Genomic DNA, 19,228 nt, shown 5'->3' on the forward strand with positions numbered 1-19,228 from the left:
GGCGTTACTTGGCGGTGCTGCGAACGTGGACCAGCCGCACCTTCGCCGGGTCCAGATATTTGACCGCCAGCGCCTGCAGTTCCTTGCCCGTCAGGGCCTGGTAGACTTGCTTGCGGGTGCGGAAGCGGTCGAGGCGGTCGGCCTCGCTCTGCGCCTGGGCGACGAATGTCATCCAGGTTCCATTTTCTCGGTCGGTCTTGGCGATCTGTTCGAGCAGCGGGTTGCGGGCGCGCAGCAGCAGGTCGTCGGCCGCCGGCCTGGCACGGAGCTGCTTCACCGCGTCGATCACCGCCTTTTCGACTTCGCCGATCCGGTCGGGTGCGACCACCGTTGCGACCGAAAAGGTGCCATAGCCGTCGAACACGTCGGACATCGCGCTGGTCACCGACACGCCGTAGGACGCGCCCAGCTTTTCGCGGACGCTGTCGGTCAGCATCAGCTCCAGCACCTGCGCCAGCATATTCATCCCCGCTTCCTCGCGATAATTGCGATCGTCGGTCGTCGGCCAAAATGATGCTGAGATGGCCTGGTCGGCCGGCCCGTCATGTGTCAGTTCGATCGGCGCCTTGTCGGCGCGGAAGGAAAGCTTGCGTGCAGCCGAATAGTCGGGCTCGGCCGCGGCCCGAGCTGGGAGGGCGCCGAAGCTCTGCGCCACCGCGGCGAACGCCTTGTCCTCGTCGATATCGCCGACGATGCCGATTTCGATCGGCGCGGTCGCGACGATCGGTGCCAGCGCGGCCTTGGCCTCGCCAAGGTTGCGCGCGGCAAGCACGCTGGAATCGGGGATGCCGACCCGCCAGTCGTTTGTCAGCAATGCGTTGGCCTTGGTCTGGAGCACGCTTTGCGCCTGCGACCGCAGCTGCTTGTCGATTACGGGCACGATGTTGGCCCACTGGCTGGCGGCTTCGGGCCGGAAGCCGGGATCGATCATATAGGCGGCGCTGACCTTCAACTGGGTGCCAAGGTCGGCGGCGGTGGTCTGGCCTGCCGCCACGATCGCGTCGTCGCCCAGCGCGACGCCCGGGCTGACCACCTTGCCGGCCATCAGCGTCCGCAATTCTTCCAGCGAATGCTTCGACGTTCCGCCGATCGCCGACAGGACGGTCAGTTCGAAGCCCAGGCCCGGCTTGTCGGCGGGCAGTGCCAGCAGGCCGCCGTCCATCCGGACGCTGTAACGCACCTTGCCGGCTTCGAAGTCGGTCTTGCGGATGTTCAACCGGACATTGTTCGCAAATCGGATGGTGCGGATGCCAAGATCGGCAATGCGCTTGTCCTCGACCACCGTGCCGGCAGGCCCGAAACTGTCGTAGGCGAAGGCCAGCGCGCTTTCCGCGGCCGGTTTTGCCACCGCGACCTTCTGGCTGGCGGCGAACTGCGCGGCGATGGTCGCGGGTTCGATGGTGGCCTTGTCGCTGATGTGGATCAGCGGCTGGCTGCCCGTCCACAGCCGGCGGAAGGCGGCATTGACCTCGTCCAGCGTCACCGTGGGCGCGATCCGGTTGAAATTCTCCAGCCGCCATGCCGGCGTCGTGACGAAATCGGGCTCGCCGACCGTGTTCAGGATGGCGTCGGCCAGCGCTGCGCTTTCGCGGCTGTTGGCCTGTTCGGCCTGCGTGCGAACCGCCGTACCGGCTTCCGCGATCTGGCGGGTCAGTTCGGCCTGGGTGAAGCCGAATTCCTTTGCCCGGCGAATTTCCTGTTCGGCCGTGGCCAGCGCCTGCGACCAGTCGCCGTCCTTGGCGATGATCGCCAGGCTGCTGACCAACGCGGCATTCTCAAGGTCCTGGTTCGACGAAAAGGCGGTAATGAACGGCGACGCCGGCGCATTGACGATCCGCGTCAGGCGCTTGCTGAAGATGGCGTTGGCTACTCCTTCCACCAGCTTGCGGCGACGATCGGCCTGCGTGTCGGCGGGGTTGTCCCAAGGCCGGGTGACCGCGAGTTGGGCGCGGGTCGGGACGGCCGGGTCGACGAAGGTGTCGATCGACAGGGCGCGAGCATGATCGACCTTGCCGAACGGCAGCGGCGCGCCGGCCGGGCCGACGCCCTTCCAGTCGGCGAACTTTGCCTTGATCTTCGCCTCGATCTCCGCCGGGTCGGCGTCGCCGACGAAAACCAGCGTGGCGTTCTCCGGCCGGTAGTAGCGGCGGTATAGCGCCTTGATCCGCTCGGCAGGCGCGGTCTTCAGCACCTCTTCGGTGCCGATCGGCAGGCGGTTGGCGTAAGGCGCTTGCGGCGCGATGAAGCCCAGCTGGTCGACGATCTGGCGCAGCTGGAAACCGTCGCGACTGCGCCTTTCGCCCAGAATAACGCCGCGCTCGCGATCGACCGCCGCCGGAGCGAAGCTGACTTCGCTCGCCGTTTCGCGCAGCAGGAACAGCGCCGTGTCGACGCGCGCGGCGTCCGCTTCGGGCAGGTCGAGCATGTAGGTCGTGTTGTCGAAACCGGTCGACGCATTGGTGTCCGGACCGAAGGCCAGCCCTTGGCGCTCCAGGATCTTGACCATGTCGCCTTCGGCCACATGGGTGCTGCCGTTGAACGCCATATGTTCGATGAAATGGGCGAGGCCGCGCTCGTTTTCGGCTTCGGCCAGCGATCCGAATTCGAAGCGAAGGCGTACGACGGCGGCGCCCTTGGGCGTGGCGTTGCGCATGATCGCGTAGCGCATGCCGTTGGGCAGGCGGCCTAGCTTGATCGACGGATCGGCGGGAACGTCGGTGGTGGCGATGCCCCAGCCGTTGGCCGATTGCGCCTCGGCCGCGGCGGGGATTGCGATGGCAAGCGCCGCGACGGCGGCCAGCAGGTGACGACAGGATCGGGCGCGGGCCATTGGGAAACCTCTCAACCTTGGGGATCGAGAGGGGGTGAAGGCCGGCCGGGCCTTACACTATGCGCAGCCGACGAACGGCCTTCGCACTTCGACCAACGGCGGCTTGACGGTCAGGGAGGCAGGCGGGGAAGCGGCAACGCGGGGCAAGTCGGCGCTGCCGCTTTCGTCCGTCGGGCGGGTCAGCAATGGCCGCAATCCGCCATGCGTTCGGCACGGGCGCGGCTCCACGGCGTATCGACCGACCGCGCGCCGAGGCCGCGAAGCCCGTCGATCAGCGCTTCGCCGATCAGCCTGAGGCCGAGCGAGAAGCTGTCGGGGCGGTTGTGGTTCACGGGATGCATCATGGTCTTCCTCCTTTCCTCGAGGGTTCACAGGCCGCGCGGATGGCGGCGGTTGATGGTCCAGGGCGCACGAAACTGGATGTCGTGGAGCGCGGCGAAACCCGACATGATCGTCGACCCGAAGGCGGCGATCGCCTTGTTCAGTTCCGCGCGGCCAGCCTGGTAGTCGCGATCGAACATCTCATCACGCATGACGTCCTCCTTTTTTGCGATAGCGCCGGCGGCGGGCTTGATGGGGAGAGGGCACCGCCGGCGCTGATCCCCATTTATGGTTTCGCAGCCGTCACGGCCAATGGAATGATGGACATGATCCATAAGTTGGACTTATGATGTCGGGATGACCCGAAAGATGCCCCCCCTTGCCGCGGTCCGTGTGTTCGAGGCGGCAGCGCGGCTGGAGAATTTTACCGCGGCGGCGAACGAGCTGGGAATGACGCAGGCGGCGGTGTCGTATCAGGTGAAGTTATTGGAAGAGCGGCTGAAAGCGCCGCTGTTCCTGCGCGAACGGGGGCGGGCGGTGCTGACCCCGCTGGGCGCCAAGCTGCTGCCCGGCCTGACGCAGGCGTTCGACACGATCGAGGCGGCGTTTGCGAGCCAGCGCGAGGAGGATGAGGCGCTGCTGACCATCGCCACCACGCGGACCTTCGCCAATGCGTGGCTGGTGTGGCGGCTGGGCGCGTTCCAGCTCGACCATCCCGACCTTGGCGTGCGGCTGGTGACCGACGGCAAGCTGGCCGACCTCAATGCGGGCGAAGCGGACATCGCGATCCGCGCGGGGCAGGGGCAGTGGGACGGGCTGGAGGCGGAGCGGCTGCTGCCGATCGATTATACCCCGATGTGCAGCCCGGGCTTCCTCGCCAGAGTCGAAGCGCAGCTGGGGCGCAAGGTCGAGCCTGCCGACCTGCCGACCCTGCCGATGCTGAGCCCGCAGGACGATTGGTGGGACAATTGGCTGTGCGCCGCGGGCGTGGCGAGCGAGGGGCGGCCCAAGCGCGGCGGCCTTCGGCTGGACAGCCAGGCTGACGAGGCCAATGCGGCGATGTCGGGGCAGGGGTTCGTGATGCTGACCCCCTATTTCTGGCGCAACGACCTGGCCGAAGGCAAGCTGGTCCAACCCTTCCCGCTGACCACCGAGGGCAATTTCGGTTACTGGCTGGCGATGCCGCCGGCGCGGAAGTCGGTGCCGAAGATCCGGCGGTTTCGGGAGTGGCTGCTCCGCGAGATCGCGAAGGGCGCCGAGGTGCACCAGGGTCCGCGTGGATAGCGCCGCCTTACCATGCTCGAATGTCCCCCGGACATTCTGCGCGTGGTAAGTTCACTATCGGCTCACGAAAGTGGCCTTTTTGGGGGTTTTGCGTGAACTTAAGCTAGAGCGTGCGGATGCGGGGGAGGCGGGGTTTGGCGTTCTTCGCGATGAAGTCTTCGCATTCCTTCACATAGGCCTGGCGCTGCGCCTCCCGCTCGGCGGCGATGGCGGCGCGCTCGGCGTCCTGCGCGCTCCATTCCTGCTTGCGCCGCCAGCGCGACTGGGCGGCGCGGCGCAGTTCGTGGTTGTCGCCCGCGCGGCCGGAGAGGAGGGCGATGGCGAGACGGTCGTTGGGGCGATAGTCGACCCGCACCAGCCGCCCCTTGCGGAACACCGGCACATAATCGCCGCCCTCCAGGCTGCGCGCGATCGAGGTGCCGCGCAGGTTCCACATGCCATGGTCGATGGCCATGTCCCACGCCTTGGCGAAGCTTTCCGCCCCCGGCTTGTCGAGCAGGGCATAGGCCGAGCGCGCGCTCATCCCCACCATCTTCGCGGCACGGGTGGGCGAGGGGACGCGGGCGAGCATGGCGATAAACGCCCGCTGCCGGTTTTCATCCCACCCCTTGCGGCGGCGGCGGAGCAGGGGAACGGGATCGAACAGGATGACCGGAAAGCCTTCGGCGTCGAACAGCATCTCCAGCGGCTCGCGATTTTCATCGATCCAGAGGGGGTGGCGGTATGGCGGAGGGAGGTCGTCTTCCATCGACCATGATATGCCGGAACGAGGGGGGTGTAGGACAGCACGAAATGCCGAGGGCAAAGGAGCGATTGCGCGAGCAATCGGGAGTTTGGCCGAGAGACATTGAGTGCCGGCCGACCTGCCGCCATCTGGCGGACAGGATCGACGTCACGGATTTACTCCGTGACGGCCTTCTCCAGGGTCCTCAATGATAATCGGCCACGCAAGCGGAACGATCTCAGATTTAACCGCAAATCATCGATACTACGCTGCGAACGGCTTGCGGAATGGCTCAGTGTCCCGCCGCCTTCAGTTCACGATCAAATTGCATCGCCATTTTGAGGAACTCCTTCTTGAAAGCCATCTCAATTGCGGCACTGTCAATTGATGTGTAGTCGGATCGGTACAAATATTGTTCATCGAAACTTGCTACAAGTTCGATACCAATGATTTCGACACGAATTTTCGCTCTACGGGAGACCGTATAATCTAAAGAATATGCGAAACCCAACTCATTTGTAAGAACTCCAACTTTCCTACCAGCATTTGCTTGTTGGTTAACAAATCTCGGAGATAATTTAACAGCAAGCTGACTATTAATTGAAGAAATGGAATTCATTGCAATCTGCATCGCATTTAACTTGTCATTATCGATCATAGATTGAGGAGATTGAAAAGTACTCATGAACCCCTCGATTTCGAAATCCTCGTCTTCAATCATTGATCCGAGCTTGCTCAACTCGTCAATAAGTTCCTCAGAGCTAGAAAAACGATTGGCCATCTCGTACGAAAAGGCTCGATCGAATATTCCTAATATCAACCTGTCGTCTCGCCTATCCCAATCAAAAAACCCCTTTGCGTCATCGCGCTGATGCGGAAGTCGTCCGCTTTCGTCGCGTAGAGTATAGGGGTATAAACCAGTGATCAGGTAGTACAGAACGCCTGCAGCAAATGTGACATCACTAGCAGGGTCTTGCTTCGCCCGACTTCCCGCTCCCAACTCTGGAAGTCTTAGAAAGCGATTACCTAGCTCCTGCCCTGTTTCGGTGTTGTGAGTGTCATCATCGCTCTTGAATGCGAGTCCGAGGTCCAAAATAGTAGGGCGCTGCTCTCGTTCGTTAAGAACGATGTTGTCAGGCTTGATATCTCGATGAACAATTCCGTTTGAATGCAGGTAGGAGATCGTCTCGAGTAATTGAAAAACAATATTGACCGCTTCCACTGTCGGAATCGGAATATTTTCTAACTCCGATAAATTCGTCCCTTCGACAAATTCGGTAATTATAAACAATTTCACGGACCTATCTTCGTGGAGATGCGCATTGGATAGGATTAGGCGTGGAATGCCTGGTGAAGAAAGGGAGTCGTAAGAGGCTGCTTCGCGATAAAACCGCCGCCGTCTCTCGGCCGTTTTTTGGTCTTTTAAGACTTTAAGGAACGCGGTCGACGAATTTGATCGATTTGATACGATGTAGCCGAATCCTTGGCCGCCAGCTTTCAGCTGCAGCGAGATAGCCCATTCTTCTTTCCAGTCAGATACGTCGGCGAATGTCGAGGTACTCATTGTTTGCCTCGTTTTGTGATGTATTGAAGTGAGTAAGAACATGTCATCTTGCAAGTATTTTGAAAGCAGAGATCAATCTTGATTTCCAATCTCGCAGGATTCCTGCTTTTGCACGCGAGACAGAGGCGGTGGCGATGAAGCATGAATTCCACCGACCTCAGAACCATCTACGGAACTCCGCAAGTTATCCAGTCACGCTGGCAAACTCTCCGACCTATAAATCGCCCCACCGCCCCCTCTCACCCCTCCTAGCCACTGCGATCATCGCCTGCTGGCCGCTGTTCGTGTGGTTCCTGCTGGGAAAGGGCTATGCGCCTTCGGCCCGCCGCGCGGCCTTCATTTACGCGTGGGCCAATTTGGCGGCGGCCTTGGCAGGCGCTGTGTTCGCACGGTGAAAATCCACCCTTCGACAGGCTCAGGGTGAGCGGAAATTTTTGCTGGGTTCCCGCTTTCGCGGGAATGACGATATGGGCTGATGGATTGCCGCGCTACGCTCGCAATGACGGTGGCGGGTTGCTAACCCCACCACATGGACTCCTCAGACCTCTCCGTAATTGATTCGCCCTTCGACGCCGAACTCAGCAACCGCTACCTCGTCTACGCGCTGTCGACGATCACGGCGCGGTCGCTCCCGGACGTTCGCGACGGGTTGAAGCCGGTGCATCGCCGCCTGCTGTGGGCGATGCGGTCGCTGAAGCTCGATCCTGCGGGGGCCTACAAGAAATCCGCCCGCGTGGTTGGCGATGTCATCGGCAAATATCATCCGCATGGCGACCAGTCGGTCTATGACGCGATGGTGCGGCTCGCGCAGGCCTTTGCGCAGCGTTATCCGCTGGTCGACGGGCAGGGCAATTTCGGCAACATCGACGGGGATAATGCCGCCGCCTACCGCTATACCGAGGCGCGGCTGACCGCGACGGCGATGCGGCTGATGAGCGGGCTCGACGAAGGGACGGTCGATTACAAGCCGACCTATAACGGCGAGGAAGAAGAGCCCGAGGTGTTCCCGGGGCTGTTCCCCAACCTGCTGGCCAATGGCGCGAGCGGGATCGCGGTGGGGATGGCGACCAGCATTCCGCCGCACAACGTCGGCGAGCTGATCGAGGCGGCGACGCACCTCATTGACAATCCGCATGCCGAGGACCGGGCGCTGATGGACTTCGTCCAGGGGCCGGACTTTCCCACCGGCGGGCGGCTGGTCGATAGCAGGAGCGCAATCGCGGAGGCCTATGCGACCGGGCGCGGGTCTTTCCGCATCCGCGCGAGCATGGAGAAGGTCGGCGAGAAGGGCGGGGGCTGGACGCTGGTCGTCACCGAAATCCCCTATGGTGTGCAGAAGGGCAAGCTGATCGAGCAGATCGCCGAGCTGATCGCCAACAAGAAGCTGCCGATCCTCGCCGATGTTCGCGACGAGAGCGCGGAGGATGTGCGGATCGTGCTGGAGCCGCGCAGCAGGACGGTGGACGCGGAATTGCTGGAGGAGAGCCTCTACAAGCTGACCGAGCTGGAGGTGCGCTTCCCGCTCAACCTCAACGTGCTCGACAAGACGCGGACGCCCGGCGTGATGAGCCTGAAGCAGGCGCTGCTGGCGTGGCTGGAGCACCAGATCGAGGTGCTGGTGCGCCGGTCGACGACGCGGATCGGGAAGATCGACGACCGGCTGGAGATCCTCGAGGGGATGCTGAAGGCGTTCCTCAACCTCGACCGGGTGATCGAGATCATCCGCACCGAGGACGAGCCCAAGCCGGTGATGATCGCGGAGTTTACGCTCACCGACCGGCAGGCGGAGGCGATCCTCAACATGCGGCTGCGGTCCTTGCGGCGGCTGGAAGAGATGGAGATCGGCAAGGAGCGCGACGCGCTGGTCAAGGAGCGCGAGGGGCTGGCGGCGCTGGTCGAGAGCCCGGCGCGGCAGCGGACGCGGCTGAAGCGCGACCTGGCGGCGCTGAAGGAAGCCTATGCCAGCGACGAGCGGCGGACTTTGCTGGTCGAGGTGGGGGCGCCCAAGGAGCTCGACTGGAGCGCGATGATCGAGAAGGAGCCGATCACCGTCATCCTGTCGCAGCGCGGCTGGATCCGCGCGATGAAGGGGCATGTGGCGAAGTCGGAATATGCGAGCCTCAAGTTCCGCGAGGGCGACGAGCTGTGGGGCGAGCCGATCCATGCGCAGACCACCGACCGCATCCTCATCGCCGGGGACAATGGGCGGGTGTTCACGCTGGGCGGCGACAAGCTGCCGGGCGGGCGCGGGTTCGGGGAGCCGGTTCGGCTGACCATCGACCTGGAGGCCGAGGCGGAGATCGTCGCGATGGTTGTGGTGCGGCCGGAGATGCGGCTGCTGGTGGCGTCGACCGACGGGCGCGGGTTCGTGACCAGCGGCGAGGCGGTGATGGCCGAGACGCGCAAGGGCAAGCAGCTGATGAACCTGCGCGACAAGGCGAAGGTGGCGTTGCTGAAGGCCGTGCCGGCGGGGGCGGATTCGATCGCGGTCATCGGCGAGAACCGCAAGATGCTGGTGTTCAAGCTGGACGAGCTGCCCGAGCTGGGCCGCGGGTCGGGCGTGCAGTTGCAGCGGTACCGCGACGGCGGCCTCAGCGATGCGATGGCGTTCGTGCTGGCCGACGGGATCAGCTGGCCGCTGGGCGGGGAGAGCGGGCGGATTCGCTCCGAGACCGATTTAACGCCGTGGCGCGCGATCAGGGGCGCGAGCGGGCGAATTGCGCCCAATGGCTTTCCGAGGAGCAACCGGTTCGAAGCGGTCCCGGACGCGTCCGTTAACGCGCAATCGTGACGGATAATTAACCTCTCCCGTTTAACTCGGGACACATGACGGCTGCCGCGCACCGCTCGGCCGCGCCCCGAGGCGCGAGCTATGCGGCCCAGATCGGTTCTCCAATGAACCGCGATTTCGCGGACGCTACCGCTTTGCTCGACGCCCTGCCGATCGCCGCCTGCATCTTTGGATTGAAGGACGACAAGCTGTGGGGCCACGCGGTCAACGCCCAGTTCCTGAAAATCGCCGGCGCCGATGGGTCGGAAGAAAGCCGCCGCAAGCTGATCCACAACAATTTGCGCAACGGCGGCGGCGGGGCCTTCGTCGAAGCCTATCTGCGCGATCCGGTCGCATCGCCCGACGAATGCGACTGGGTCGAGGATGACGGGGTGGGCAGCCGCCACTTCAAGCTGAAACTGGCGCCGCTGGGACCGGATTCGAACGGCGAGCCGCGCTGCCTGATGAGCATGGTCGACCGCACGGTCGAAGTGCAGCAGGAAAAGACGCTGCGTGCCGAAATGCTGCGTGACAGCCTGACCGGCCTGCCCAATCGCCTTAGCTTTACCGAGATGGTCGAGGCCAAGGCCGAAGAAACGCCGCGCGAGGCGCAATATGCGGTGCTGGTGGTCGACCTGCTGCGCTTCTCGCGCATCAACGAGTCGATGGGCAGCATGGCCGGCGACGAACTGCTGATTACCTTCGCCCGGCGGCTGATGAGCGCGCTGCGCACCGGCGATGTGCTGGCGCGCACGGGGGGCAATGAGTTCGGTATCCTGGTCACGCTGAAGCGCGGGGTCGAGGATGCACTGGCGGCGGCCGAACGAATCCAGCAGGTGATGAGCGCGCCGTTCCGGCTGAGCGAGCTGGAGATCAAGGTCGAATGCGCGATCGGCGTCGAAATGATGCGCGCGGGCGTCGAGGCCGAAGAATTGTTCCGGCACGCCCAGTTCGCGGTGAAGCAGGCCAAGCAGGTCGGCAAGCCGCAGGTCTATGAAGCCAAGGAAGCCAGCGCTGCCCGTCGCCGCTTCTCGATCGAGACCGAGCTGCGCCGCGCGCTCGAAAAGGACCAGCTCAAGCTGTTCTACCAGCCGCTGATCAATTTGAAGAGCGGCGAGGTCAGCGGGTTCGAGGCGCTGGCGCGCTGGACCCACGACGATCGCGGCGAAATCAGCCCGACAGAATTCATCCCCGTCGCCGAAGAAAGCGGCCTGATCCTGCAGCTGGGCCGCTGGGCGATGGACAAGGCAGCGCAGACGATGGCGCAGTGGGACGCCAGGGCGGGCGAGGCGCTGCCGCTGTATGTCGGGGTGAACCTCAGCGCGATCCAGGTCGCGCGCGACAATATCGCCGATGTGGTGGAAAGCGCGCTCAAAGGGGCCGGGCTGAAGGGCGAACGCTTCACGCTGGAACTGACCGAAAGCTCGATCGTCCAGGATCCGGGCCGCGCGACCCGCGTGTTCGAAGCGCTGAAGGGCCTCGATACCACCGTCGCGATGGACGATTTCGGCACCGGCTATTCCAGCCTCGCCTACCTCCAGCGGCTGCCGATCGACGTGCTGAAGATCGACCGCAGTTTCGTCACCGGCATGATGCACGACCCGGATTCGGTCGCGATCGTGCGCGCGGTGCTGAGCCTGGCCGATGCGCTGGGCATGTCGACCACCGCCGAGGGGATCGAAACGGTCGAACTGGCGACGACGCTGGCCGCGCTGGGCTGTGCGTCGGGACAGGGTTTCTATTTCGCCAAACCGCTCGAAGCCGATGCGGCGTTGGAATATTGGAAAAGCCGCAGGCGTTAACTCGACATTTCCCGGTTGCGTGCTAAGTCCGCCGTTGCGGAGAGATTGTAGCCAATTTGGGGGTGGGTCATGCGAACACCCGGCCACGTCAAACGCGCGCCGCGGATCGATGCCAATATCGGAGCCGATGTCACCGACAGCGAGGGGCACAGGTTGCCCGTCACGATCGTCGACATTTCGAAGGACGGGTGCCGGATGGAAACCGACGGCACGTTGATCATTGGCGAATTCGTTGAAATCCACCTGGACGACGGGACCGTCCATCGGGCGCAGATCCGTTGGGCGCTGGGCGACGAGGCGGGCGCATCCTTCCTCGATCCGGCACGACTGCCCGAAGAGGGTTATTGAGCTGAGGCGACCGCGGCGTCGACGATCGCATCGAACGCCGCACCCTCGGGGAAGCCTTCGGCCACCCACCGATCCTCGATCGCGCGCAGGGTCTTGGCGATGCGCGGGCCCTGGTCGATGCCCCGCGCCATCATCTGTGCGCCGCCAACCGGGAGGCGCGGGACGGGCCAGTCCTTGAGCGCGGCTGCATCTTCGGCGTTTCCGGCCAGGAGCAGGCGGTCGACGGCCTCCGCGCTGCCGATGCGATAGGCGAGGGCGCGCGGATTGAGGCCGAGGTCGGGGTCGGCTGCGCTGGCTAGGCGTTTCTTGGCCTTGTTCGAAAATTTGAGCCGCGCCGCGACGCGGTCGGCGGTGGCCGGGTCCGGCGGCAGCAGCGCGGCGAGGCGGCGAACCGGGTTGGCCGCGATCGCCGCCGCCCGTTCGGACGCGATGAGGCCGGCCAACCGCTCGGTCGTGGCGATTTCCGGAATGACCGGCGCGAACAGCCCGCGCGCATGCATCAGCGCAATAGTCGGCGAGGGATCGGCCAGCGACAATAGCTTGAGCAATTCGTCCGCAATTCGTTCGCGCGACAGGGCCATCAGGTCGTTGGCGCGGGCGGTGCAGGCGTCGAGGGCGTCGGCATCGGGCGCGCCATCACCATAGCGGGCGTGGAAGCGGAAGTAGCGCAGGATGCGCAAATGATCTTCGGCGATGCGCTGCAGCGGCTCGCCGATGAAGCGGACGGTGCGGGCCTTGAGGTCGGCCATGCCGCCGAAATAGTCGTGCACCTCGCCGGTGAAGGGGTCGGCGTAGAGGGCGTTGATGGTGAAGTCGCGGCGCGAGGCGTCGGCCTGCCAGTCGTCGGTAAAGGCGACCGTGGCACGGCGGCCGTCGGTCGACACGTCGGCGCGCAGCGTGGTGATTTCGACCACCGTGTTGGACGACACGGCGGTGATGGTGCCATGTTCGATGCCGGTCGGGATCGCCTTAATGCCGGCGGCCTCGAGCAGGCGGATGACTTCTTCGGGTGTGTGGGTGGTGGCAAGGTCGAGATCGCCCGGCTCTTCGCCCAGCAGAAGGTCGCGCACCGCGCCGCCGACGAAGCGGGCGATGCCTTGGTCGGCGTGGAGCGCCTTCAGCAGGCGGCGAATGCCGGGGCGGGCGAGCCAGGCCTGGGGATCGAGCTTCATGCGAGGCGCTTCGACAGGTTGACCAGCATCGCCGCGGTCGCGCCCCAGATGCGGCGGCCGTTCCAGTCGATCTGGTAGTAGTGCCGCTGTCGGCCGCGAAACTCTGCGCTCATCCGTTGCTGGTTGGCGGGATCGAGCACAAAATCAAGCGGGGCTTCGAACCAGTCGGCGACTTCGGCCGGATTGGGGGCAAGGTCGAGGTCCGGGGTGACGAGGCCGACCACCGGGGTCACTTCGTAGCCGGTGACGGTGCGGTAGGGGTCGGCAAGGCCGAGCACCTCAACCTCGTGCGGCGGCAGGGCGATTTCCTCATGCGCTTCGCGAACGGCGGCGGCGACCGCGTCCTCGCCCTCGTCGATGCGGCCGCCGGGGAAGGCGACCTGGCCGGCGTGGGTGCGCATGTCGGAGCGACGCACGGTTAGGATCAGGCCGGGCGCGGGGCGGTCGGTGATGGCGACGAGGACCGCTGCCGCGCTACCGACGTCGGGCATCCCTTCGACAAGGTCGCCGGGCCACAGGCCGTCAGGCGCGGGGGCCGCGAGCGCGGCGCGGAGGCGGGTCTCGAAACTCACGCGAGCGGGAAGAAGCGGCCGTCGGACCAGATGCCGGGCGGATCGCGGCCTTCGGCCAGCGCGATCTCGGCCAGCTCATAATAGAGCGGGCGGGCGAGCTCGGCTTCCAGCCCGTAGCGGACGAGGACGCGCGGCGAGGGGCCTTCAGGCGTGTCGACGACTGTCAGCGGATGGTCGGCGCCAACTATCAGCGCGTCGCCGCTGTCGAGCGTGAGGCCGATGCGCCGCGATTCGCCGCTGCCCTCCATCGTCATCTGCGTTGCGCGAAACGGGGTGCGGTCGACCTCGATGGTCAGCTTTTCGACCGGGGTGACCAGGACGTGGCTGCCGTCCGGCTCGCGGCGCAGGACCGTCGAGAACAGGCGCACCATGGCGGGGCGGGTGATTGGCGTGCCCTGATGGAACCAGGTGCCGTCGCTGGCGATTCGCATCTCGCTGTGACCGCAATGGTCGGGGTTCCAGCGGTCGACCGGCGGCGGCCCGCCACGCGCGTCGATCGCGGCGGCGAGGGCGGCGAGGCTCTGTCCGGCAGCTTCGAGGGGGACATGGCGTTCGGGCATCGCCAACCATGTAGGCGAGCGGCAGGCGGGATGGTAGGGGCGTGAACGATGGAAAACAGGGTCGCAATCGTAACTGGCGGGGCCAAGCGGGTCGGCCGCCAGATCGTCGAGGCGTTGCTGGCCGACGGCTGGCACGTCTTCGCCCATTGCCACAATGCGGACGACGATGTGCCGGCCAGCGCGGGGAAGGTGGCGGCGGACCTGTCCGACCCGGCGATCGGACGGATATTGTTCGATGCCGCGGCGGCGACCGGGCCGGTGGGCCTGCTGGTCAACAACGCCGCCAAGTTCGGCGACGACCGGCTGGGCGCTGCCGATGCCGACGAATTCGATTCGCACATGGCGGTCAACGCCCGCGCGCCGATGCTGCTGATCGACGAACTGGCGCGGCGGCACGGGAGCGGCGAGGCGCTGGTGGTCAATATCCTCGACGCCAAGCTGGCGGCGCCCAACCCCGACTTCCTGAGCTACACCCTCAGCAAATATGCGCTGGCGGGCTTGACCGAAATCGCCGCCCGGGCGCTGGCCGGGAAGGGGATCAGGGTCAATGCGGTGGCGCCGGCGCTGATGCTGCCGTCGGGCGAGCAGGACGAGGCCAATTTCGAAAAGGTCCACCGGCACAACCCGCTGAAGGTGGGCGTCGAGGTGGCCGACGTGGTGGCGGCGATCCGCTACCTTATTGATTCGCGCGTGATGACGGGCCAGACGCTCGCGCTCGACGGCGGGCAGCGCTTCATGGCGCTGGACCGCGATGTTCAGTTCCTGGAGACGAAATGACCGACCGAGTGGTGAAGCTGACCGGCATGGTGCCCGACCATCTGAAAGTGCGGCAGACCAAGCTGGTGATCGAATCGCTGGAAGTGCCGACCGACATCGGTTTCCACGATTTCGAAGTCGGAAGCCCGCAGCGGCTGCATGTGTCGGTCGAGCTGTGGCTGGACGACAATGCCCCGCCGCCCGACGACAACCCCGACATGGCATGGAATTACGATTTCCTGCGCGACGAGGTGATCCGGCTGGCGACCGAACGGCGATACAACCTTCAGGAAACGCTGGTTCATGCCATCTTCCAGCGCATTGCCGCGTGCCGCGGGGTGGAGGCGATCCGGGTCCGCAGCGTTAAACCGGACGTTTACCCGGACGTGTCGGCGGTGGGTGTCGAGATCGCGTCCTTCAAGGGAATTACGCCGTAAACTGCGGTGAAACGACGCGTGGGTGCCATGAATCGGCGCCCGAAGTGCCACAATCGGAACAAAATTCGTTGCGCCGCCATTTAGCGTTCATTAAGGGTGGCCGGTATCTGCCGATGATATGTTGATACATTGGCGGTTTTCGTGATTGCCGGAATGCGTCCCCCACGCGGTCCGACATGCGCGAAATCCCTATACAGGAGACTTGCGGTTTAATGTCCTACGCCAATCGCAAACAGATGGGTTCGAATCGCACGGCATCGATCGTGATCGTCGCGCTCATCCACATTGTGCTCGGATATGCCTTGGTGACGGGCCTTGCCTATAACGTCGTCAAGAAAGCAGCCGAGGACTTGAAGACGTTCGACGTCGAAGACGAACCCCCGCCCCCGCCGGAAGAGCCGCCGCCCCCGCCGGAAAACCAGCCGACGCCGCCGCCGCCGCAGGTGGTTGCACCGCCGCCGATCGTTCGCACGAACGTGTCGACGCCGCCGGTTGTCGCGACCCCGGTCGCACCGCCGCCGGTGATTACGGAAACCGCGCGTCCTGCGCCGCCGGCTCCGCCTGCGCCGCCGAAGCCGGTGGTGTCCCAGGCCGCCAAGGCCAAGGGCAACCTGCTCGCGCTGTTTTCGGACGACGACTATCCGCAGTCGGCCATCCGCAACGAAGAGCAGGGTACGACCGGCTTCCGCCTGACCATCGGTCCGGACGGTCGTGTCACCGACTGTTCGGTAACCTCGTCGAGCGGTTCCGCCGCTCTCGACCAGGCGACCTGCAACATCCTCAAGCGTCGCGCACGCTATTCGCCCGCCAAGTTGGCTGACGGTAGCTCGACGACGGGGACCGATTCGGGCCGCATCCGCTGGGTGCTTCCCGCCGAATAATCGTCAATTCGCGTTACGCTGAACCAAACCATTCAATAGGAAAGTCCAAACCATGCAACTTCTGACTGCCGCCGCCGGTGCGAATTTCGGCATTTGGAACGCCCTCAACGAAGGCGGGATCATCAGCTGGTCGGTGTTCATCATCCTGGTGACCATGTCGATCGGCTCGTTCTACATCCTCTTCACCAAGCTGCTCCAGCAGCAGAAGATCATCAACCAGGGCAACAAGGTCCGCTCGTCCTTCTGGAACGCGCCGAACCTGCGTGAAGCTTCGACCAAGCTGGAAGCCAAGAGCGCTTACCGTGCGATCGTCGAAGACGCGCTGCTGGCCCAGGAACAGCATGGCAAGCTGACCGACCCGGTCGACCAGCATGACTGGATGGCGAATTCGCTGGCCCGCGCCCAGGGCGGCATCAGCGCCCGTCTCGGCGAAGGCCTGGCCTTCCTCGCGACCGTCGGTTCGACCGCGCCGTTCATCGGCCTGTTCGGTACCGTCGTCGGCATCTACCGCGCGCTGATCAAGATCGGTGCGGCGGGTGACGCGTCGATCTCGACCGTCGCCGGCCCGGTCGGTGAAGCGCTGATCATGACCGCGCTCGGCCTCGTCGTCGCGGTTCCGGCCGTGCTCGCCTACAACTGGCTGATCCGTCGCAACAAGTCGATCATGGAAGATCTGGCCGCGTTCACCAACGACGTCCACGGCTTCCTGATGTCGAACGGCGCCGTGAAGCCGGTCCTGGCCGCGCCGACCAAGCCGGCGCAGGTTGCCAAGCCGGCTCCGACCGCGACGGCTGCTCGCTAAGCGACGCTTGATTATACCCGGGGGCGGTGGCCGCTACCGCCGTCCCCGGATTTTAGAGTTTCAAGAAGGAAACCCACCTCATGGCAATGAGCGTTGGACAGAACGACGGCGACGAAGACATCCCGATGTCGGACATCAACACCACGCCCCTCGTGGACGTGATGCTGGTTCTGCTCATCATCTTCCTTATCGCCATTCCGGTCGTCATCCAGACCGTGCCGATCGAGCTGCCGAAGGTTCGCAACGAAATCACCGAAACCAAGCCGGAGAATGTGTCGCTGACCGTTCGCGGCGGCGCCGGTGGCAATTGCGAAGTCTATTGGGGCCTCACCCCCGTGACGAGCAAGGAACTGCTCGACAAGGGCGTGGACGCGCTCGAAAAGCAGATCGCCAAGGTCGGTGGCGTCAACAATCTGACCGAAGAAAATATGCCCGAAGTGCACATCCGCGGCGACGTCAACACGCCGTACAAGTGCATCGGCGGCGCGGTCTTCACGATGCAGCGTGCGGGTTTTGCGCGGGTCGGGTTCATCTCCCAGCCCAAGCCGAACGTCGCGGCGCAGTAAGAGGAGCTAGCCACCATGGCGATGCAAACAACCGGCTCGAACGCTGCCGGCGAGCCCATGATGGAAATCAACACGACGCCGCTTATCGACGTCATGCTGGTTCTGCTCATCATGCTGATCATCACCATCCCGCCGCAGACCCACGCCGTGAAGCTGGACTTGCCGCAGGATGACCCGAACAACACGCCGCCGCCGATCGACCCGGTCAAGAACAAGGTCGTCATCACGGCCGCGGGCCAGGTGCTGTGGAACGGTGCGCCGGTGAACCTGGTGCAGCTTCGCCAGTATCTCGACGTGACCCAGCAGATGGACGTCATTCCGGAACTGCACCTGCAGCCGGAACCGAACGCCCGCTACGAGCTGGTCGACGAAGTTCTGGCGGTCACCAAGCAGGCCAAGGTCAGCAAGATGGGGTTCGTTGGTAACGAAGCCTATATGTCGGCCTTCTAAGCCTGACGGCACGCAACGAGTTGAGGGCGGTCCCGCGAGGGGCCGCCCTTTTCTTTTGAGTTGCGGACGCGTAATAACATGTTACAACATATCATTTTCGATGTGAGGAGATGATGATGGGAGCAGGCGCAGCGATCCGTCGGGATGGTCCATCGGCAGGGGTGGTCGAGCCGATGATGGAGATGAACACCACGCCGTTGATCGACGTCATGCTGGTCATGCTGATCATCACCATCCCGCCGCAAAGCCACAAGGTCGGAATGGACTTGCCCGGCGATCCGCCGCCGTTGCCCCAGCCGCTGCAACTGGTGAACGACCTGACGCTGTCGAAGGAGGGGACGGTGGCATGGAACGGCATGCCGGTCAGCGACGCCGACCTGCGCAGCCTGCTGGCCGCGAGCGCGGCGCGGACGGAGCAACCTGAAATCCACTTCAGGCCCGACCAATCGGCGCCTTATGCCCGTGTCGACCAGATATTGGCGATTGCGGCCCAGTCGAAGGTCAAGCGGTTCGGGTTCGTCGGCAACGAAGCCTATGCGTCAAGTTTCTGATCGGCTCGTCGCAGGCGTAATCGCTTTTCAACCAATCGAGGGCTAGCGGTGGCGGCATGGACATCATTGCCGCCCACCGCGACGGGCTGACCCAGAAACTGGACCTTGAATGTGCCGACTTGGCCGGTCGGGCGCGCGATTTCGGCCAGCGCGCGATCGTCCTCCACCATCTCTACGACCATAGCCTGGGCGGCCATTGGTGGGCGCTGCTGGAAGCCGTGCGGCAGATGGAGATCGACCGCGCGCTGCAAGCGCTGGAGGGCAAGGCCCGCGCCTGGTGGCGGGGCCGCAAGTCGCAGGAGACCGCCTTGGAGGCGCTGGCCGCGCTTCGTACAGCGCTGGGCGACGAGCAGGCCCGGCGGACCGCGATCGCCTATCGCACCTATCGCATGGCCGGCACGCCGGCGCTGGCCGACGCACTTTGCGACGGCGAGCATGCCCGGCGGCTCGTCGATCTCCATGCGCGGCGCCGGGACGGAGAGGCAATCGACCCGGCGAGCGCGGTATCGCTGGTCGAGGCGGTCGAGGCGGACATCGGCAGCGATCCCGACGGGGCGGTCGCGACGGCCTGGGCCGCGGTCGATGCGACCTTTGTCGGGAAAGCAGCGCGCGCCGCCTTGCAGCGGCCAACGCCGGAGCAGCTGGTGGCGCGTCACGCCAAGAAGGGTTGGGCGAAGCTGGAACGGACGCTGCGCGAAGACCCGTTCCTGCCGGCCGCGTTCCGCGCCAATCCGGCACAGCATTTCTATGCGCTGCAGCACGGCCTGGCCGACCGGCGGCGCAAGGAATGGGTCGAAGGCGTCGGGAAAAGCGAAGCGCTGGCGGCCTGAACCGCCAG

21 protein-coding genes are annotated in these 19,228 nt (G+C 64.5%); 13 read left to right on the top strand and 8 right to left on the bottom strand.

Features of this window, described 5'->3' with window-relative positions; translation table 11 throughout:
* Positions 1-4: 4 nt before the first annotated feature.
* The 3 genes from G570_RS07680 to G570_RS13710 form a co-directional block, all read right to left on the bottom strand.
* On the bottom strand, positions 5-2,830 hold the full coding sequence (locus tag G570_RS07680) for a M16 family metallopeptidase (protein WP_037500860.1): 2,826 nt from the start codon (positions 2,828-2,830) through the stop codon (positions 5-7).
* A gap of 179 nt (positions 2,831-3,009) precedes the next feature.
* Positions 3,010-3,174: a hypothetical protein gene (locus tag G570_RS13705; RefSeq protein ID WP_156930385.1), complete on the bottom strand. Its 165-nt coding sequence runs from the start codon at positions 3,172-3,174 to the stop codon at positions 3,010-3,012.
* A gap of 24 nt (positions 3,175-3,198) precedes the next feature.
* Positions 3,199-3,363: a hypothetical protein gene (locus G570_RS13710; protein WP_156930386.1), complete on the bottom strand. Its 165-nt coding sequence runs from the start codon at positions 3,361-3,363 to the stop codon at positions 3,199-3,201.
* Between the two features lie 145 nt (positions 3,364-3,508).
* Here G570_RS13710 and G570_RS07690 point away from each other — a divergent pair, with 145 nt between their 5' ends.
* The gene (locus G570_RS07690; protein WP_037500867.1) at positions 3,509-4,435 is read left to right on the top strand and encodes a LysR substrate-binding domain-containing protein; all 927 of its coding nucleotides are present in this window, start codon (positions 3,509-3,511) and stop codon (positions 4,433-4,435) included.
* A gap of 103 nt (positions 4,436-4,538) precedes the next feature.
* Here the strand turns inward: G570_RS07690 and G570_RS13205 are convergent, their stop codons facing one another.
* Both G570_RS13205 and G570_RS13410 read right to left on the bottom strand, forming a co-directional pair.
* A complete protein-coding gene (locus G570_RS13205) occupies positions 4,539-5,183 on the bottom strand; it encodes a hypothetical protein (RefSeq protein ID WP_051504167.1) in 645 nt (214 codons plus the stop codon).
* 268 nt (positions 5,184-5,451) lie between these two features.
* Positions 5,452-6,723 (bottom strand): serine/threonine-protein kinase, encoded by a 1,272-nt coding sequence (locus G570_RS13410; RefSeq protein WP_169731739.1) that lies wholly within the window; start codon positions 6,721-6,723, stop codon positions 5,452-5,454.
* 59 nt (positions 6,724-6,782) lie between these two features.
* On the opposite strand from G570_RS13410, the gene G570_RS13715 reads away from it, so the two are divergent.
* The 4 genes from G570_RS13715 to G570_RS07715 all read left to right on the top strand — a co-directional run bounded on the left by G570_RS13715 (position 6,783) and on the right by G570_RS07715 (position 11,643).
* A complete protein-coding gene (locus G570_RS13715; protein WP_156930387.1) occupies positions 6,783-7,118 on the top strand; it encodes a hypothetical protein in 336 nt (111 codons plus the stop codon).
* 134 nt (positions 7,119-7,252) lie between these two features.
* A complete protein-coding gene (gene parC, locus G570_RS07705) occupies positions 7,253-9,514 on the top strand; it encodes a DNA topoisomerase IV subunit A (RefSeq protein ID WP_037500873.1) in 2,262 nt (753 codons plus the stop codon).
* Positions 9,515-9,618: 104 nt separating this feature from the next.
* Positions 9,619-11,295, top strand: coding sequence for a putative bifunctional diguanylate cyclase/phosphodiesterase (locus G570_RS07710; RefSeq protein WP_051504169.1), 1,677 nt, complete (start codon positions 9,619-9,621; stop codon positions 11,293-11,295).
* A 69-nt stretch (positions 11,296-11,364) separates the two neighbouring features.
* Entirely contained in the window at positions 11,365-11,643 is a 279-nt protein-coding gene (locus G570_RS07715; RefSeq protein WP_037500876.1) for a PilZ domain-containing protein, read from the top strand.
* On the opposite strand, the gene G570_RS07720 is transcribed toward G570_RS07715, so the two are convergent.
* The 3 genes from G570_RS07720 to G570_RS07730 are packed head-to-tail and all read right to left on the bottom strand — an operon-like array spanning position 11,637 to position 13,947.
* The gene (locus tag G570_RS07720) at positions 11,637-12,815 is read right to left on the bottom strand and encodes a CCA tRNA nucleotidyltransferase (RefSeq protein WP_037500879.1); all 1,179 of its coding nucleotides are present in this window, start codon (positions 12,813-12,815) and stop codon (positions 11,637-11,639) included. The two genes, G570_RS07715 and G570_RS07720, sit on opposite strands and share 7 nt — an antisense overlap.
* On the bottom strand, positions 12,812-13,387 hold the full coding sequence (locus G570_RS07725; RefSeq protein ID WP_037500882.1) for a CoA pyrophosphatase: 576 nt from the start codon (positions 13,385-13,387) through the stop codon (positions 12,812-12,814). The genes G570_RS07720 and G570_RS07725 overlap by 4 nt, the downstream gene beginning before the upstream one ends.
* A complete protein-coding gene (locus G570_RS07730) occupies positions 13,384-13,947 on the bottom strand; it encodes a DUF1285 domain-containing protein (protein WP_037500885.1) in 564 nt (187 codons plus the stop codon). Before G570_RS07730 ends, G570_RS07725 begins: the two co-directional genes overlap by 4 nt.
* Before the next feature lie 48 nt (positions 13,948-13,995).
* Between G570_RS07730 and G570_RS07735 the strand changes: the two genes are divergently transcribed.
* From G570_RS07735 to G570_RS07770, 8 genes are all read left to right on the top strand, one after another.
* Positions 13,996-14,724 (top strand): SDR family oxidoreductase, encoded by a 729-nt coding sequence (locus G570_RS07735; RefSeq protein WP_037500888.1) that lies wholly within the window; start codon positions 13,996-13,998, stop codon positions 14,722-14,724.
* On the top strand, positions 14,721-15,140 hold the full coding sequence (locus tag G570_RS07740; protein ID WP_037500892.1) for a dihydroneopterin aldolase: 420 nt from the start codon (positions 14,721-14,723) through the stop codon (positions 15,138-15,140). Before G570_RS07735 ends, G570_RS07740 begins: the two co-directional genes overlap by 4 nt.
* A gap of 212 nt (positions 15,141-15,352) precedes the next feature.
* A complete protein-coding gene (locus G570_RS07745; protein ID WP_037500895.1) occupies positions 15,353-16,021 on the top strand; it encodes an energy transducer TonB in 669 nt (222 codons plus the stop codon).
* A gap of 52 nt (positions 16,022-16,073) precedes the next feature.
* The gene (locus G570_RS07750; protein ID WP_037500898.1) at positions 16,074-16,823 is read left to right on the top strand and encodes a MotA/TolQ/ExbB proton channel family protein; all 750 of its coding nucleotides are present in this window, start codon (positions 16,074-16,076) and stop codon (positions 16,821-16,823) included.
* 80 nt (positions 16,824-16,903) lie between these two features.
* Positions 16,904-17,389, top strand: coding sequence for an ExbD/TolR family protein (locus G570_RS07755; protein ID WP_037500901.1), 486 nt, complete (start codon positions 16,904-16,906; stop codon positions 17,387-17,389).
* Positions 17,390-17,404: 15 nt separating this feature from the next.
* A complete protein-coding gene (locus G570_RS07760; protein WP_425423553.1) occupies positions 17,405-17,839 on the top strand; it encodes an ExbD/TolR family protein in 435 nt (144 codons plus the stop codon).
* Positions 17,840-17,949: 110 nt separating this feature from the next.
* A complete protein-coding gene (locus G570_RS07765; RefSeq protein WP_037500908.1) occupies positions 17,950-18,390 on the top strand; it encodes an ExbD/TolR family protein in 441 nt (146 codons plus the stop codon).
* 56 nt (positions 18,391-18,446) lie between these two features.
* Positions 18,447-19,220, top strand: coding sequence for a hypothetical protein (locus G570_RS07770; protein ID WP_037500911.1), 774 nt, complete (start codon positions 18,447-18,449; stop codon positions 19,218-19,220).
* Positions 19,221-19,228: the final 8 nt, after the last annotated feature.

The organism is Sphingomonas jaspsi DSM 18422 (assembly GCF_000585415.1).
In the GTDB taxonomy this organism is placed as follows: Bacteria; Pseudomonadota; Alphaproteobacteria; order Sphingomonadales; family Sphingomonadaceae; genus Sphingomicrobium; species Sphingomicrobium jaspsi.

Excerpts from the sequence above, each read along its gene's own strand:
- G570_RS13705 (WP_156930385.1), bottom strand. The coding sequence starts at position 3,174 with ATGATGCATCCCGTGAACCACAACCGCCCCGACAGCTTCTCGCTCGGC.
- G570_RS13205 (WP_051504167.1), bottom strand. The coding sequence starts at position 5,183 with ATGGAAGACGACCTCCCTCCGCCATACCGCCACCCCCTCTGGATCGAT.
- G570_RS13410 (WP_169731739.1), bottom strand. The coding sequence starts at position 6,723 with ATGAGTACCTCGACATTCGCCGACGTATCTGACTGGAAAGAAGAATGG.
- G570_RS07770 (WP_037500911.1), top strand. The coding sequence starts at position 18,447 with ATGGACATCATTGCCGCCCACCGCGACGGGCTGACCCAGAAACTGGAC.
- G570_RS07745 (WP_037500895.1), top strand. The coding sequence starts at position 15,353 with ATGTCCTACGCCAATCGCAAACAGATGGGTTCGAATCGCACGGCATCG.
- G570_RS07720 (WP_037500879.1), bottom strand. The coding sequence starts at position 12,815 with ATGAAGCTCGATCCCCAGGCCTGGCTCGCCCGCCCCGGCATTCGCCGC.
- G570_RS07735 (WP_037500888.1), top strand. The coding sequence starts at position 13,996 with ATGGAAAACAGGGTCGCAATCGTAACTGGCGGGGCCAAGCGGGTCGGC.
- G570_RS07710 (WP_051504169.1), top strand. The coding sequence starts at position 9,619 with ATGAACCGCGATTTCGCGGACGCTACCGCTTTGCTCGACGCCCTGCCG.
- G570_RS07760 (WP_425423553.1), top strand. The coding sequence starts at position 17,405 with ATGGCGATGCAAACAACCGGCTCGAACGCTGCCGGCGAGCCCATGATG.
- G570_RS07750 (WP_037500898.1), top strand. The coding sequence starts at position 16,074 with ATGCAACTTCTGACTGCCGCCGCCGGTGCGAATTTCGGCATTTGGAAC.
- parC (WP_037500873.1), top strand. The coding sequence starts at position 7,253 with ATGGACTCCTCAGACCTCTCCGTAATTGATTCGCCCTTCGACGCCGAA.
- G570_RS07730 (WP_037500885.1), bottom strand. The coding sequence starts at position 13,947 with ATGCCCGAACGCCATGTCCCCCTCGAAGCTGCCGGACAGAGCCTCGCC.
- G570_RS13710 (WP_156930386.1), bottom strand. The coding sequence starts at position 3,363 with ATGCGTGATGAGATGTTCGATCGCGACTACCAGGCTGGCCGCGCGGAA.
- G570_RS07765 (WP_037500908.1), top strand. The coding sequence starts at position 17,950 with ATGATGATGGGAGCAGGCGCAGCGATCCGTCGGGATGGTCCATCGGCA.
- G570_RS07680 (WP_037500860.1), bottom strand. The coding sequence starts at position 2,830 with ATGGCCCGCGCCCGATCCTGTCGTCACCTGCTGGCCGCCGTCGCGGCG.
- G570_RS07715 (WP_037500876.1), top strand. The coding sequence starts at position 11,365 with ATGCGAACACCCGGCCACGTCAAACGCGCGCCGCGGATCGATGCCAAT.
- G570_RS07740 (WP_037500892.1), top strand. The coding sequence starts at position 14,721 with ATGACCGACCGAGTGGTGAAGCTGACCGGCATGGTGCCCGACCATCTG.
- G570_RS07690 (WP_037500867.1), top strand. The coding sequence starts at position 3,509 with ATGACCCGAAAGATGCCCCCCCTTGCCGCGGTCCGTGTGTTCGAGGCG.
- G570_RS07755 (WP_037500901.1), top strand. The coding sequence starts at position 16,904 with ATGGCAATGAGCGTTGGACAGAACGACGGCGACGAAGACATCCCGATG.